Source organism: Staphylococcus sp. HMSC055A09 (assembly GCF_001809655.1).
GTDB classification, from domain to species: domain Bacteria; phylum Bacillota; class Bacilli; order Staphylococcales; family Staphylococcaceae; genus Staphylococcus; species Staphylococcus capitis.
In genome coordinates this window covers 38,194-52,136 of record NZ_KV798362.1, presented here as the reverse complement: position 1 = coordinate 52,136, position 13,943 = coordinate 38,194, and the positions used below count along the sequence as shown (strand labels likewise).

The window sequence follows — 13,943 nt, the reverse complement described above, 5'->3', positions numbered from 1 at the left end:
ACGTTTTAAAAAAGGCGAAAGTCACAATTATTTAAGTGACTTTCGCCTTTTTCATTGTTAGTTATTGAATCAAATTATGTTGGAAAGCATAAATAACAGCTTGAGTTCTATCTTGAACTTCTAACTTACTCAATATATTACTTACGTGTGTTTTAACAGTTTTAATAGTGATATGAGAGGCGCTAGCAATTTCTTGGTTAGAGTAACCTTTGGCAATTAATAATAAAATTTCCATTTCACGCTCTGTAAGCATTTCATATAACTCAGCACGTTTTTTCATGCGGTTTCTCATTTTTACAAGTACTTCTGGTTCAAAAACAGATTCCCCTTGATATGTTTTACGTACCGCGTCAGCAATGTCACTCGCACTAGTCGTTTTTAAGATATAACTATCTACCCCAGCATCTAATGCTCGATAAACTTCTTTATCCTCGATAAAGCTTGTTAACATTACTACTCTTATGTGAGGTAAATCCTTTTTAATTTCAGTAGTAGCTTCTACACCATCCATATCATCCATAAGTAAATCCATTAAAATTAAATCTGGTTTCAACTCATGGGCTTTTTCGATAGCTTCTTTACCAGAAGCACCTTCTCCAACTACTTCAATATCCTGTTGTGTAGATAGATAGCTTGAAATACCAATTCTAACCATTTCATGGTCATCAACAAACAATACTTTAATCGCCATTTGATTCATCCTCCTTATTCAATGGTGCTTTAACTTCTATTCTCGTACCTGAATCCGGTAACGATACGATATGGAATGTGGCACCAATCTCTAAAGCACGTTCTCTCATATTTTTTAATCCATAACTCTGTTCAAATTTTTCATCTACATTAAAACCTTTACCATTATCTTGAATTCTAAGTAGTAAATAATCTTCTTTATTAAATAATTCAACTGTTACCTTAGAACCATTAGAGTGTCGTAATGTATTAGAAATAGCCTCTTGGGTGATTCTAAACAAATGATCTTCTATCCCTTTTGGTACTTTGAAATCTTGAATTTCATGAACAACTTTCATAGGGACTTTCTTTTGAAGATCAATGACTAAATCTTTAATACCCTCTCCTAATGATTTGTCTTTCAAACCAATAGGTCTTAGATGTAATAATAATGCTCTCATTTCGAGCTGAGAGTCTTGAACCATCTTCTCTAGTACAGGTATTTGTTGGTCTAAAGGTGGTTCTAATTTTGACTCTTTAATCGCTGACAACATCATACTTGCTGCAAATAGTTGCTGACTAACTGAGTCATGTAGTTCTCTTGCTAAACGTTGACGTTCGTCTTCAATAATTTTCTTCACTTTTACATCATTCATATTATAATTTTCATTGGTCATATTCTGCGTTTTCATTCTCAATCGGTGTAATTCTTGATTTAAAGGAACTAAAGTATGGTAAATTTCTAACGTTTCACTGTATAACTCTAGGTTTTGATCATTTATGCCTACTGTTTCACCTTCAATAGACCTTTCAATTTGTGACTTAAGCCAATCATTTTGTTGATTGATTTTATACGCTAACACAGAGCCAACGATAATACATAGTAAGATGATTAATATATTTAGGAATAAAAATACTGGTATTCCAAAAATTTGGGTGTAAAACATCCCTTGAAAATAAATAATATTGACGAACACCTTATCAATGAATAAAAAAGCAGTTAGCATGCTATATACAAGTATTAGCATTGAACCAATTGCTCTCAAGTAGTGATTCATCTATAAATCACCTCAACGTCTCCTATGAACGTTGAAACGTAAACATTGACAGTATAGTTGTCTTCTTTAGTTTTTTCTTCAACTTGAATATGGTTATTTTCAATTTTGTATGATTGTTGTTCTAAATAAGCAGTACCATAGAATGCAGCCGCATGTAGATTAATATTATAGTTTAGTGGAACAATCACTTGGACCTTGCCAAGAATATGACGTACTACAATCGTATTCGTTTCTTTAATATTAGCTGCTTTTGTCATATCAATATGAATATCACCGATGCCATGTTGAATCTGTACATCTTCCCACTTATAAACATAAACTGGTGTACGTTGTTCCCCGAACCACTTTTGTTTAATAAATATAGGTGACGTTACCTCTTCATCAGTTGCAATAACTTTTAATGGCTTAAATTTATAAATTAAGTAACGAATGATAAGTACCACTAAGAAAATAAAAAGAATAATAATTGTGTACTTATTAGACAATAGAGTAAACGCAATAAGCAATGCCCCTATCCAGAAGGACAACAAACCTCTTACTTTATGAAAATAGACATATCCTACATACACGAGCACACATCCTAATAATAAGACGAGAAGAAAGCCAATTTTTTCAAAAAATATATAATAAAAATTGGCGATAATCATTAAAGCTGTAAAAATTATCAACATTTCAGTTGATATATATTTGTGTGTCATGTTTCGCCACCTTTCTATGCTACAGCACTCATATGATAAATTAAGTTACACTCATTTTCTGTAGTGATTTTCTCTTTAGATTGTAAATGTAAATCTGCTTCAATTCTTGCATAATAAGCTTCAATATCATCTAACTTTGTTTTAATTTTTTCAATTTCTACATCATGAATTTCCTCTGCACAATAAATGTCATGATTATTGACGATATCGATATATTTATTTTCCAATGAGAGGGTGAGACTGTCAATTAACTTCTTTAATTGAACTCTTTTCTCACTTAAATAATTGATATAACTCTCGATACTTTTTAATTTTTTATCCAGTATCATTTTGTATTCATCAATACTATTTTTAATTGTTGATTTGAGAAATTGTTGTAAATATAAATCCATATAATTCATACTACCACCTCGTCATTAATTAAACCTAAGTATAAAACAATTCCGAAACCTAACGTAATAGGCTCCGGAACCATATTGAATTCATACTTTAGTCCGACGAGTGGTAAAGAACTCTCCGCAAGATATTAAATGTATTTTAAATTCCTAGTCATCGATTTTAGTAGTTAATAATGGACCGTCTTTAGTAACAATTACTGTGTGCTCAATCTGAGCCACAAAGCTCTTATCTTTAGTTTCAAATGCCCACTCGTTCTTTCCTTCAGTGACAAATGTAGCTCGTGATGAAATGAAAGGTTCTACTGCAATAACAAGACCTTCTTTTAATAGAGTTTTGTCTTTTGGATCATAATAATTCATTACATGACTAGGTGCTTCATGTAACGATTGACCCACACCATGACCAGTTAAGTTTTTAATTACTGTTAAATCGTTTTGACGTGCTGTAGCGTGAACCGCCTTACCAATATTACTTAATTTGGCACCAGGTTTTACTTTCGTCATGGCATTTTCAAAAGCCATTGTTGCTACATCACATACTTTTTGTTTAAGAGGATTATCTGCTTCTCCCACTACAAATGAGATGCCTGTATCAGCATAGTAACCATCTTTTAACGCTGATACATCGATATTGACTAAGTCTCCCTCACGAATAATACGTTTACCGGGAATACCATGGGCTACCTCTTCATTTACACTAATACATGTTTGCCCAGGAAAGTTTTCATCATGAATTGGGGCCGAAATTGCACCATGCTCCTCAAACAAATCTTTAGCAATATTATCTAACTCTCGTGTAGTCACACCAGGTTTAGTTGCTGCTTGCATTGTGTCTCTGACCTTAGCACAAATGTATCCTATTTCTTTTAATGCTTGTAATTCTTCATCAGTTTTAACAATCATTTTATCCCGTTCCTTTTTAAATTTTATTTCATCTTATTATAGCAAATTTTTTTTGATATACTAAACTTGAATGGTACATAATTAGATTTATATGAAATATTTTTAGAGAAAGAGAATTTGTATAAAGTATATGCTTTTCGAATTCCCTTTTCCTACTAAGGGGTCAGATAGCTATGAATGTAAAATGGTATAGACATATAATTGGAGCTAGAACGCTTAAAACAGGACTTGCAACTTTTTTAACATCATTATTTTGTATGTTGCTTCATCTCACTCCAATATTCGCTATTTTAACAGCAATTGTAACTATTGAACCTACAGCAAAGGCATCAATTAAGAAAGGCTATAAACGTTTACCCGCGACAGTTATAGGTGCTTTATTTGCTGTAGTATTCACCTATATATTTGGAGATCAATCACCATTAAGTTATGCACTTGCTGCAACGTTTACCATTTTAGTTTGTACGAAATTCAACTTACAAGTTGGTACTACTGTTGCAGTACTCACTTCAGTAGCAATGATTCCTGGTATTCATGAAGCGTATTATTTTAATTTCTTTTCAAGATTATTAACCGCTCTTATTGGACTTGTCACAGCAGGATTAGTTAACTTTATCATTCTGCCCCCTAAATATTATCAACAACTTGAAGACCAACTATCAATGTCTGAGAAAAAAAATGTACGACTTATTTTATAACCGTTGCCAAGAGTTATTATTAGGAAAGTTTAGTTCTGAGAAAAGTAATAGACAACTTTCAAAATTAAACATTATTGCTCAAAAGATTGAGACTTTAACGAGTTATCAAAGAGATGAACTTCATTATCATAAAAATAAAGAAGATGATTGGAAATTACTAAATAAAATAACCAATCGCGCGTATAATAATCGTTTGTTTATCTCTCATCTATCCAATATCATTTATCTACCTAAAAATACTCATATTGCTTTCGCTCCAGAAGAAAAGATGGCGATAATAAATATTAGTAATAGTATTAGTGAAATAATAAGTCATGGAGGTTTTAAACGGCACAAGAAATCAGCTTCGACGTTAAAAACCTCTGTGAAGCGTTTAGAAGAATTTGACCAAAATCAAATGAAGAGCCACCTTATTTATGAGATACTATTAATTTATAAAATTTTAGATTCTCGCTATGCTAAATAATTAATATAACAGTAAATACCTCAGAATGGTTACTTAATCATAACCGTTCTGAGGTATCTTTATTCTAAACTTTAAAATTATTCTGTTTCACCTTGACCAATTGTCACTGAAGTAACATAACCGTTCTCTACTTTAAATTGTAATTTGATTTTATCGCCATGATATACATATACACCATCATTAGAATCTGTACTTGAGTGTGGTAAATGATTTAATTCATCATTTGAATAAACATCTTTCATTTGATCTAAAGACAATGATTGATCTGTTACTTTAAATCTGATACTTGTAGCCGTATCCTCACTTGTTGTTCTAATTTCTTGATCATACACATGCTTGTATTCAATATTATCTTCATTATCTTGTTCAATCTTATAACCATTAAAATTTAACTGCCCATTATCCAAAGCATTAACAAAACTTTTAGTTGCAAGATAAGAAGCATTTTGACCGGCATTACCATTATGTACGTATTCATCTTGATTTAATGATGATTGATGATTATAACTCGATAAGTGATTGTCCCCATTAACCATTTGTTCAGCGTGTGCAACTTGCGAAAGTGAAAAAGCAATCGATGATGCTGCAAGTGTTAAACCCATCATTTTAAAACCTTTCATTTTCTCACTCCTATAAATTGTATAAAGTAAAGTTCTCTTGTACACGCTTAGTATATCAACTATAAAACAATATCAAACCTATATTTCTTATCTTCACACTTCTATCACTTTACTGTCCTAAAATAAAATTTTAAAGACGTTCAAGCAACCTAAGTGTTGAAAATAAAAAAGAGCTAGAGAATAGCTGCTTTAGCTATTATTCTAACTCTAAATTATAATTACAATGATTTAATTCTTGCTGTTCTTAGCTCGGTTAATTAATACTTGTTTAGCTGCTTCTTCTTCAGTATTGTCTAATTCTTTAGGTTCGAATGGAATGCCTTTACGTTCACACGCTTTTTCAAGTAAATAATCTGTCATTTCATGATTTTTAGGTAATACTGGACCGTGTAAATAAGAACCTAAAAGATTTTTGTAATGAATTCCTTCTTTACGATCAGTATCATTATTACCATAACCGTGAGTCACTTGTCCAAGTGTACCAAAGTTATGATATGTTCTACCGCCATGATTTTCAAAACCAACAATGGTTCCAAATGTATCACTTTCAATCACAATATCACCTGTTAAACGGTCAGTTCGTGACTCAGTATAGAAATCAAGAACTCCTAATCCCTCAAGTTCTGTTCCATCAGGAGTAATATACTTCGTTCCTAAGAATTGGTAACCACCACAAATTGTTAGGCCTGGCATGCCATCTTCAATTGCTTCTTTAAGTGAGGTTTTAATTTTACTGAGTTCTTTAGTTGCAAGAGCTTGCTCTCGATCACTGCCGCCACCAATGAAGAATATGTCGCAATTATCGAATGTTACACCATCTGTTTCATTAATTTCTAAAACATTTAATTTGATATTTCTCTTTTTAGCACGTTGTTTTAGTGCGATGATATTCCCAATGTCACTGTATAAATTTAATTTATCAGACATAAAATGATATACCGTAAGTTCATTCATTTACGACTGACCTCCTTCAAATGAGCGATTTAATTGCTCTAGCATCGGCGCTAAAGAAGTATAATTTGGAATAGCTACCGTAAATGATGTATAGTTCATTGTTTTAGCCGTAGCTTTATAGATATCATTCTCAACAATTATAGGAACATCCACTTCAGCAAGTTTTAAACGTAGTTGTAGTTCTTCAGCACGTGTACCAGTGACAATGATAGCTTCAATATCTTGATTGCTTAACTTCTCAAAGTCAGCATCGTAAATCCATGATGTATCACGGCCATCCGCAGCATTATCGTTCAAGCTAATTACATAAACTTTCTTACCTTCAAGCTGTTCACCAACTGATAAGCTAGCATTCATTCCTGCAGGGTTCTTAGCAAGATTTATCATTGCTTCTTTATTCCCTTTAGAAAAATATTGCATACGGCCATTGTCAGAAGTATATGTTTCAAAACCTTTTTGAATTGATTCGTCATTAAGTCCCAATTCTCTTAATACTGAATATGCCGCTAAAGCGTTAAATGCATTGAAGTCACCTGCAATTTTCATATTAAAAGTAAAATGATTAATCGTCATATTGATAAATGGTGAAACTTCAAAATTTGAAACTTCATATGTAGGTTCTTCACGTTTAAATCCACATTCACAATGATAATGACCAATTTGATTATAATGAATATAATCATACTGTAATAATCGCCCACAATTTGGGCAATATTTACTTTCGTTCATGGTGCTTTGTTCAAATTCATGTGCATGTGCTTTCATACCATAATATACAAGAGAATCACTTGCGATTTTCAATCGACTTACGAATGGATCATCAGCGTTTAATAATAATTTAATACCTTTATTGCTTATCGATTTCGCTATATTATTTACCATAATATCTATTTCGCCAAATCTATCCATTTGGTCTCTGAAAAAGTTTGTAAATACCATCATTGATGGCGTAACCTCTTTAAGAACTCGAGGTATTGAGCCCTCATCAATCTCAATGATAGCAATTTTAGTGTCTTTTGAAATTTGCATAATGAATGCAGACGTAATCCCTGCAGCCATATTTGCACCTTCATTATTATGTATAATTTTAATTTGATTTTCTTTTAAAGTATGCCCTATTAAGTTAGATGTTGTTGTTTTACCATTAGTACCACTAATAAATACGATATCATCAACTTGTTCAGACAATTTTCTTAATATATTTTGATCCACACGTCTTGCAATTTGCCCTGGCAAGTCTGTTCCCTTCTTACCAACAGCTCTGCTTGCCTTACGAGCTAACTTAGCCATGTGAGTTGCAGTCCATTGTCTCATGCGTTTCCTCCTCTTAATTCCACTCGCATAATTATAACATGTAAAGGGTATAACAAAAAAGATTCTCAATTCGAAAAGAATAGCCGTTTTACAGATTAGAATTATTTTAATCTGCAAATGAGAATGGTTATCTCTAGATTAGAATAATTATTATTTACTATTGAGAAAAGGTTTGTTATACTCATATATGTAATTAATTAATTCAATTTTTATAAGAGGTGATTGAGATGTTAAGTAAAGAATTACTTGAAGCATTAAACGAACAAATGAACCACGAATATTTCTCTGCTCATGCTTATATGGCAATGGCAGCTTATTGCGATAAAGAATCTTATGAAGGTTTTGCTAACTTCTACATTGAACAAGCTAAAGAAGAACGATTCCACGGTAAAAAAATCTATGATTATATTAACGATCGTGGTGAACATGCAGTTTTTGATACAATTAAAGCTCCTAAAGTAGAATTCTCATCTATTTTAGAAACATTTAAAGATGGTTTAGAACAAGAAAGAGATGTTACTAAACGTTTCTATAACCTATCTGATTTAGCGCATAAAGATAAAGACTATGCTACAATTTCATTCTTAAATTGGTTCTTAGATGAACAAGTTGAAGAAGAATCAACATTCGAAACACACATTGATTACTTAACTCGTATCGGTGACGATTGCAATACATTATACTTATATGAGAAAGAACTTGCTAATCGCTCTTTTGACGAAGAATAATTCGTAACTCTTGTCTTAAATTCAACAAGATATGATAACTATGACATTAACCTTAGTTATTAACATATCCTTATAGCCCAATCATGTGATTCATTAAAACGCATGGCTGGGCTAATTTTATATATATATTATTTAAGAAAACATCTATAGAACTTACAAGAACTCACAAATTTTAACTAATGAAATTAGAGTTAGTTTATAAAAGTAGATCAAATTAAAACCACTTTACTAGGAAAGTAAAAAGAAGTGTTATAAAATATATAATTAAAGAATTTATATTAATTGAAAATGATACAGGAAGGAAAATATGAATGGCTGATAATGCTTTTGTAGCGTTAGACTTTGAAACCGCAAATGGTAAGCGTACGAGTATTTGTTCAGTTGGTATGGTTAAAGTCATCAATAATAAAATTACTGAATCATTCTACACACTAGTAAACCCCTTTGATTACTTTACTGAAACAAATATAAATGTTCATGGTATTAGACCTGAGGACGTTGAAGATGCACCAAGTTTTGAATATGTTTACCCTTATATGCTTCAATTCATAAATGAATTACCTGTTGTTGCACACAATGCGGCTTTTGATATGAATGTCTTACATCAGAGTTTAAAAAGCTTAAATATTGAAACACCTTCGATGACTTATTTTTGTTCATATCAGCTAGCCAAACGAACAATTGATGCTTACAGGTATGGTCTTAAGCATTTGATGAATCATTATCAATTAGATTTCCACGGTCATCATGACGCACTCAATGATGCTAAAGCGTGTGCAATGATTACATTTAGGTTACTCAAACACTATGATGATTTACCAAGTATGCTTTCAATCTACGGTAAGAATCTTAAAGATAAAGGCTGATTGTACACTATAACTAAGTGAACATCAGCCTATTTTTATATAAAATCATATATTGTCATATTTCGATAACTTGATTGCTCTAAATTTCCCACTGTTACGCCTATAAGTCGAATAGGTATATCAGGATCTTTTAAATCATTATAGAGTGTATAAGCTATATTATAAATGTCGTTTTCTGATTGAACAGAATCTCTTAAACTTGTTTGTTTCGATAACGTCTCATATTTAAAGGTTTTAATTTTTACTGTTACTGTTTTACCGGATTTCTGTAATTTGTTTAATCTTTCTGCAGTTTTACCAGAAAGTTCCCATACTTTCCTCAAAATTTCATCGTCATCATTTACATCAGTTGAAAAGGTGCGCTCAGTTCCTACTGATTTTCTCACTCGGGTAGCTTTCACTTCATTGTTATCAATACCTCTAGCTTTATTATATAAACCGCGGCCTCTTTTCCCGAATAGACGAATTAGTTCAAATTCATCTTTGTCGTACAAATCTTGCCCTATAAAGATGCCATTATCATGCATAACTTTCTTTGAAGCTTTCCCAACGCCAGGAAATTCACCTATGTCTAAATTCATTAATATCTCATATACATTTTGATAGTCTATAACGGTCATACCATTTGGTTTATTCATACCACTCGCTAATTTGGCTAAAAATTTATTATATGATACACCAGCTGAAGCAGTTAATTGCGTTTGTTCGTAGATATCACGTCGAATATAGTTCGCAATTCTAGACGCGGGCATATCTGGTCGAACAAGATGTGTGATATCTAAATATGCTTCATCTAATGACATAGGTTCTACAATTTCTGTGTAAATTCGAAAGATATCCATAATCTGTTGTGAAACTTCTCTATATGCACCAAAACGACTTGTTACGTAATATCCATTTGGGCAAAGTTTATGAGCTTGAGACATTGGCATTGCTGAATGCACACCATATTTCCTTGCTTCATAAGATGCAGTTGATACTACGCCACGATGACTCGCTTTACCCCCTACAATGACTGGTTTGCCTTTAAGTTGAGGATTATCTCGCATTTCTACTTGCGCAAAGAAATAATCCATATCAATGTGAATAATCCTTCTCTCTGCCAAAGTCTCACCTCACTTTCCATTTTTTAAAATAGCTTGATATTATTATACGCTTTAAATAAATATTTTACATGTATTGTGCACACTTTAAAATGTATGCTCTAGAATGGTTTCAATAATAAAAACCACCTGCTCGTCTATTTGAACAAGTGGTTAATCTATTATTCATGATTTGCTTGGGTTGGTTTACTTTGATATAAGTATAATCCTTCATCATATTTTTGAACGTATTTAAATTTACTAGTTAATGCAAGTGCTACTAGAAATACATCTATCATACAGTAACTCATATGTATACTAAACATGAAAATGAGTGATGAGTAAGAATACATTTGAATAAGTATAAGTAATGTTAAACTAATAATCACAAGTGGCGCTAACATAATTGTTGTAAATTGCCATCTATTAAAACATGTATTGGAGAATTGCATGATGATGGATCGTTTATTGTATTTAATTGAAGGTTTTTCATCTTTTGAAAATAGTATAAATAGTAATCTGTGAATAAGCTCATGAACAATTAATAATATAATAAAACCTATGAATCCATAGAACAGGTTCATCACTATATTTTGTTCAATCAGATGAGTCACTTTATAAGCCCATTTATAAGTAAATAATACGACAAATAATCCAAATACAATTTGCAATAAAATAAATCGCTGAAGTTGAAATTTATTCTCTGATAAATCTATTTTATGCACAACCAACCCTCCAATTCGCTATTTTTCAACCATAGTATACATCTTTTAATTTGGTTAAAAAAGACTCTTTTCAAGAAAGTAAGTTGCTTGTAATAATACCTTAACATTCAATACACATTTGCAATTAATTGTATTCTATCTTTGAGATTTTTTAATTCTCTTTGCGTTCAAATAAGGCCACAGTTTCTATATGTGTTGTTTGTGGGAACATATCCACTGGAGTTATTTCAACTAAATGATAATTATCTGATAATAATTGCGCATCTCTTTGTTGAGTAGATGGATTACAGGAAATATATACAATGCGTTTGGGATTTAATTTGAGCAACGTTTTAATAAACGTCTCATCGCAACCTTTTCTTGGTGGATCAACCATCACTACGTCAGGTTTTATTCCTTGTGCTTTCCATTCTAAAATAACATCTTCAGCTTTCCCACATTCAAAAGTCGTATTGTTTAATTGGTTTTTAGTCGCATTCTCCTGTGCGTCTTTAATAGCAGATGGTACTACTTCAACACCATAAACATGCTTAGCTTGAGGAGCCATATACAAACCTATTGTACCAATACCGCAATAAGTGTCTAATACAATTTCCTCTCCTGTTAATTGAGCATAATCAATCGCTTTTTGATAGAGTTTCTCAGTCTGGGCAGAATTTATTTGATAGAAGGATTGATCTGATATATTAAATGTAACCTCACTTAACTCATCAACAATTTTATCTTTACCATACAACGTTACAGATTGAGGTCCCATAATGACATTTGAATGCGTATCATTAATATTTTGTTTAATGCTTGTTATATTTGGAAATTCTGAGATAAGTTTTTGCACTAATACATTCGCATTTTTAAATTTCTTACCATTTGTAACAAAGATGACCATTATTTCATCAGTATGATACCCCGTTCTAATGACTAAGTGCCTCATTAAACCTCTTTTATTTTTTTCATCATAGATACTCATATTAAGTTCATTAAACCAATGTTTTACATAGTTCATAATATTTTGGTGTTGTTCATCTTGAATTAGACAACTATCCATAACGATAATGTCATGACTTCGTTGTCTATAGAATCCCATGATAGCTTTATTATCTTTATCTTTCCCTACTGGAATCTGAGATTTATTACGGTATCTCCATGGTTGTTCCATTCCTAACGTAGGCTGAATCGGTGTATCTTCGAAAGGACCTTTACGATGAAATAGATTAACAACTTGTTCTTTTTTCATATTTAATTGAGCTTGATAAGTCATATGTTGCAACTGACATCCACCACATTTGTAATAATATACGCAAGGAGGCTCAACTCTATCTTTACTTTTATTTTTTACTTCAAGAAGTTTACCAATTGCAAAATTCTTTTTCACTTTAATCAATTTGTATTCTATCTCTTCTTCTATAAGAGCATTAGGCACAAACACTGGATAACGATCAATTTTTACAACGCCATGCCCTTCATGCGTTAAATCGATAACTTTTCCAGTATGCACCTCATTCTTTTTTAATGTTTCCAAAATATTTCCCCCACATACAAAAAGGTTAGGATATCAATTCTGGGTCTCCTAACCTTCTTATTAATATTCTAATTGCTCAGTTATAGTTTACTGCTTTTCAGTGGTAATATCAGGTGTTGAACCATTATCTAATAATTCTTCATTAAAGACATCTTTAGGCGTAAATACTTCAATATGACGTTCTAAATTTAAGAAATTCGCTGGCAATTTACCACCATATTCACCATCAACATTTAATTGCATTTCGGTATATGATGAAATATTAATTGACTTAGCTTTTTCATAAATTACTTTAGGATGTTTTGTATGTTCACCACGGGAAGCTAAAGTCATGATATGTCCTAGCTCAGCTAAATTGGCTTTTTCCACAATAATTAAAGTGAAATATCCATCGTCTAATTTTGCATCAGGTACTAACTTTTCAAATCCTGCCATAGAATTCGTCAGACCAAGTAAGAAGAGCAATGCTTCCCCTTGGAATACCTTATTATCATATTCAATACGAATATCTACAGCCTTCATTTGTGGTAACATTTCAAACCCTTTAATGTAATATGCAAAAGGTCCAACAATAGATTTAAGTTTACTTGGCGTCTCATAAGAGACTTGAGTGAGTCTACCTCCTGCTGCCAAATTAATAAAGTAACGGTTATTCATCTTACCGATATCTACTTTAGTAGTATGACCCTCTATGATAATATCAACAGCACCCATAATATCATTTGGTAAATGTAATGCACGCCCAAAGTCATTGACAGTGCCCATTGGAATGATTCCTAATTTAGGACGATTTGGTTGCTCAGCGATACCATTAACAACTTCATTTAAAGTACCATCACCACCTGCTACAATTAACAAATCATAATGACTACTCAATGCTCTTTCCGCTTCTATTGTTGCGTCGCCAGCTTTCTCAGTAGCAAACGCACTTGTTTCATAGCCAGCTTTCTCTAATTTAATTAATACATCTGGTAATACGCGTTTAAATAGTTCTTTCCCTGATGTCGGGTTATATATAATTCTTGCACGTTTTCTCATAGTTAATCCCTCGACTTCATATACTCATACATTATATTAAATGATTTAAACATCAGTTAAAAGTATTTATTACTAATTCTCTCAACTTATCGACAATATTAATTTTAGAGAGGCTCAAAATGATTTTATTTTTAAGAACTTTAACATCAAAGATGTTTATTTGGATCTTTTAATCTAAAAAAGCTTCTATCACATGTTTGTTGACAT

Annotated in this window: 14 protein-coding genes and 1 pseudogene; 3 read left to right on the top strand and 12 right to left on the bottom strand. The window is 31.9% G+C overall.

Annotated features, from left to right (window positions below):
• Positions 1-61: 61 nt before the first annotated feature.
• The 5 genes from vraR to map all read right to left on the bottom strand — a co-directional run bounded on the left by vraR (position 62) and on the right by map (position 3,726).
• The gene (vraR, locus tag HMPREF2642_RS03115; RefSeq protein WP_002469716.1) at positions 62-691 is read right to left on the bottom strand and encodes a response regulator transcription factor VraR; all 630 of its coding nucleotides are present in this window, start codon (positions 689-691) and stop codon (positions 62-64) included.
• Positions 681-1,727 (bottom strand): sensor histidine kinase VraS, encoded by a 1,047-nt coding sequence (locus HMPREF2642_RS03110; RefSeq protein ID WP_002435929.1) that lies wholly within the window; start codon positions 1,725-1,727, stop codon positions 681-683. The genes vraR and HMPREF2642_RS03110 overlap by 11 nt, the downstream gene beginning before the upstream one ends.
• On the bottom strand, positions 1,724-2,425 hold the full coding sequence (liaF, locus tag HMPREF2642_RS03105; RefSeq protein ID WP_002435891.1) for a cell wall-active antibiotics response protein VraT: 702 nt from the start codon (positions 2,423-2,425) through the stop codon (positions 1,724-1,726). The genes HMPREF2642_RS03110 and liaF overlap by 4 nt, the downstream gene beginning before the upstream one ends.
• 14 nt (positions 2,426-2,439) lie before the next feature.
• Complete coding sequence (locus HMPREF2642_RS03100; protein WP_002453601.1) at positions 2,440-2,826, bottom strand: hypothetical protein; 387 nt, start codon at positions 2,824-2,826, stop codon at positions 2,440-2,442.
• A gap of 144 nt (positions 2,827-2,970) precedes the next feature.
• A complete protein-coding gene (gene map / locus HMPREF2642_RS03095) occupies positions 2,971-3,726 on the bottom strand; it encodes a type I methionyl aminopeptidase (protein ID WP_002435911.1) in 756 nt (251 codons plus the stop codon).
• 173 nt (positions 3,727-3,899) lie between these two features.
• Between map and HMPREF2642_RS03090 the strand changes: the two are divergent.
• Positions 3,900-4,890 (top strand): annotated as a pseudogene (locus HMPREF2642_RS03090) (aromatic acid exporter family protein).
• 77 nt (positions 4,891-4,967) lie between these two features.
• Here HMPREF2642_RS03090 and HMPREF2642_RS03085 read toward each other — a convergent pair.
• From HMPREF2642_RS03085 to HMPREF2642_RS03075, 3 genes are all read right to left on the bottom strand, one after another.
• A complete protein-coding gene (locus HMPREF2642_RS03085; protein ID WP_002435927.1) occupies positions 4,968-5,510 on the bottom strand; it encodes an immunodominant staphylococcal antigen IsaB family protein in 543 nt (180 codons plus the stop codon).
• Positions 5,511-5,738: 228 nt separating this feature from the next.
• The gene (locus HMPREF2642_RS03080; RefSeq protein ID WP_002469718.1) at positions 5,739-6,464 is read right to left on the bottom strand and encodes a lipid II isoglutaminyl synthase subunit GatD; all 726 of its coding nucleotides are present in this window, start codon (positions 6,462-6,464) and stop codon (positions 5,739-5,741) included.
• On the bottom strand, positions 6,465-7,778 hold the full coding sequence (locus tag HMPREF2642_RS03075; RefSeq protein WP_002435902.1) for a lipid II isoglutaminyl synthase subunit MurT: 1,314 nt from the start codon (positions 7,776-7,778) through the stop codon (positions 6,465-6,467). It lies immediately after the preceding gene.
• Positions 7,779-8,005: 227 nt separating this feature from the next.
• Here HMPREF2642_RS03075 and ftnA point away from each other — a divergent pair, with 227 nt between their 5' ends.
• Together ftnA and HMPREF2642_RS03065 are read left to right on the top strand one after the other, a co-directional pair.
• The gene (gene ftnA / locus HMPREF2642_RS03070) at positions 8,006-8,506 is read left to right on the top strand and encodes an H-type ferritin FtnA (protein WP_023350029.1); all 501 of its coding nucleotides are present in this window, start codon (positions 8,006-8,008) and stop codon (positions 8,504-8,506) included.
• Positions 8,507-8,817: 311 nt separating this feature from the next.
• Positions 8,818-9,372: a 3'-5' exonuclease gene (locus HMPREF2642_RS03065; RefSeq protein ID WP_070597655.1), complete on the top strand. Its 555-nt coding sequence runs from the start codon at positions 8,818-8,820 to the stop codon at positions 9,370-9,372.
• 35 nt (positions 9,373-9,407) lie between these two features.
• On the opposite strand, the gene dinB is transcribed toward HMPREF2642_RS03065, so the two are convergent.
• From dinB to HMPREF2642_RS03045, 4 genes are all read right to left on the bottom strand, one after another.
• Positions 9,408-10,478 carry a DNA polymerase IV gene (gene dinB, locus HMPREF2642_RS03060; RefSeq protein ID WP_049427702.1) on the bottom strand — a complete coding sequence of 357 codons (1,071 nt, stop codon included), beginning with the start codon at positions 10,476-10,478 and terminating at the stop codon, positions 9,408-9,410.
• 158 nt (positions 10,479-10,636) lie between these two features.
• Positions 10,637-11,179, bottom strand: coding sequence for a DUF3267 domain-containing protein (locus HMPREF2642_RS03055; protein ID WP_049427700.1), 543 nt, complete (start codon positions 11,177-11,179; stop codon positions 10,637-10,639).
• Positions 11,180-11,330: 151 nt separating this feature from the next.
• Positions 11,331-12,698, bottom strand: a complete 1,368-nt coding sequence (gene rlmD / locus HMPREF2642_RS03050) for a 23S rRNA (uracil(1939)-C(5))-methyltransferase RlmD (RefSeq protein WP_070597654.1) — start codon at positions 12,696-12,698, stop codon at positions 11,331-11,333.
• An 87-nt stretch (positions 12,699-12,785) separates the two neighbouring features.
• Complete coding sequence (locus tag HMPREF2642_RS03045; RefSeq protein ID WP_002435922.1) at positions 12,786-13,736, bottom strand: diacylglycerol kinase; 951 nt, start codon at positions 13,734-13,736, stop codon at positions 12,786-12,788.
• Between the last annotated feature and the right edge of the window lie 207 nt (positions 13,737-13,943).

Bases quoted from the DNA above. Each gene is read 5' to 3' on its own strand.
- HMPREF2642_RS03085 (WP_002435927.1), bottom strand. From the start codon at position 5,510: ATGAAAGGTTTTAAAATGATGGGTTTAACACTTGCAGCATCATCGATT.
- HMPREF2642_RS03045 (WP_002435922.1), bottom strand. From the start codon at position 13,736: ATGAGAAAACGTGCAAGAATTATATATAACCCGACATCAGGGAAAGAA.
- HMPREF2642_RS03065 (WP_070597655.1), top strand. From the start codon at position 8,818: ATGGCTGATAATGCTTTTGTAGCGTTAGACTTTGAAACCGCAAATGGT.
- liaF (WP_002435891.1), bottom strand. From the start codon at position 2,425: ATGACACACAAATATATATCAACTGAAATGTTGATAATTTTTACAGCT.
- HMPREF2642_RS03080 (WP_002469718.1), bottom strand. From the start codon at position 6,464: ATGAATGAACTTACGGTATATCATTTTATGTCTGATAAATTAAATTTA.
- HMPREF2642_RS03110 (WP_002435929.1), bottom strand. From the start codon at position 1,727: ATGAATCACTACTTGAGAGCAATTGGTTCAATGCTAATACTTGTATAT.
- map (WP_002435911.1), bottom strand. From the start codon at position 3,726: ATGATTGTTAAAACTGATGAAGAATTACAAGCATTAAAAGAAATAGGA.
- ftnA (WP_023350029.1), top strand. From the start codon at position 8,006: ATGTTAAGTAAAGAATTACTTGAAGCATTAAACGAACAAATGAACCAC.
- HMPREF2642_RS03100 (WP_002453601.1), bottom strand. From the start codon at position 2,826: ATGAATTATATGGATTTATATTTACAACAATTTCTCAAATCAACAATT.
- vraR (WP_002469716.1), bottom strand. From the start codon at position 691: ATGGCGATTAAAGTATTGTTTGTTGATGACCATGAAATGGTTAGAATT.
- HMPREF2642_RS03075 (WP_002435902.1), bottom strand. From the start codon at position 7,778: ATGAGACAATGGACTGCAACTCACATGGCTAAGTTAGCTCGTAAGGCA.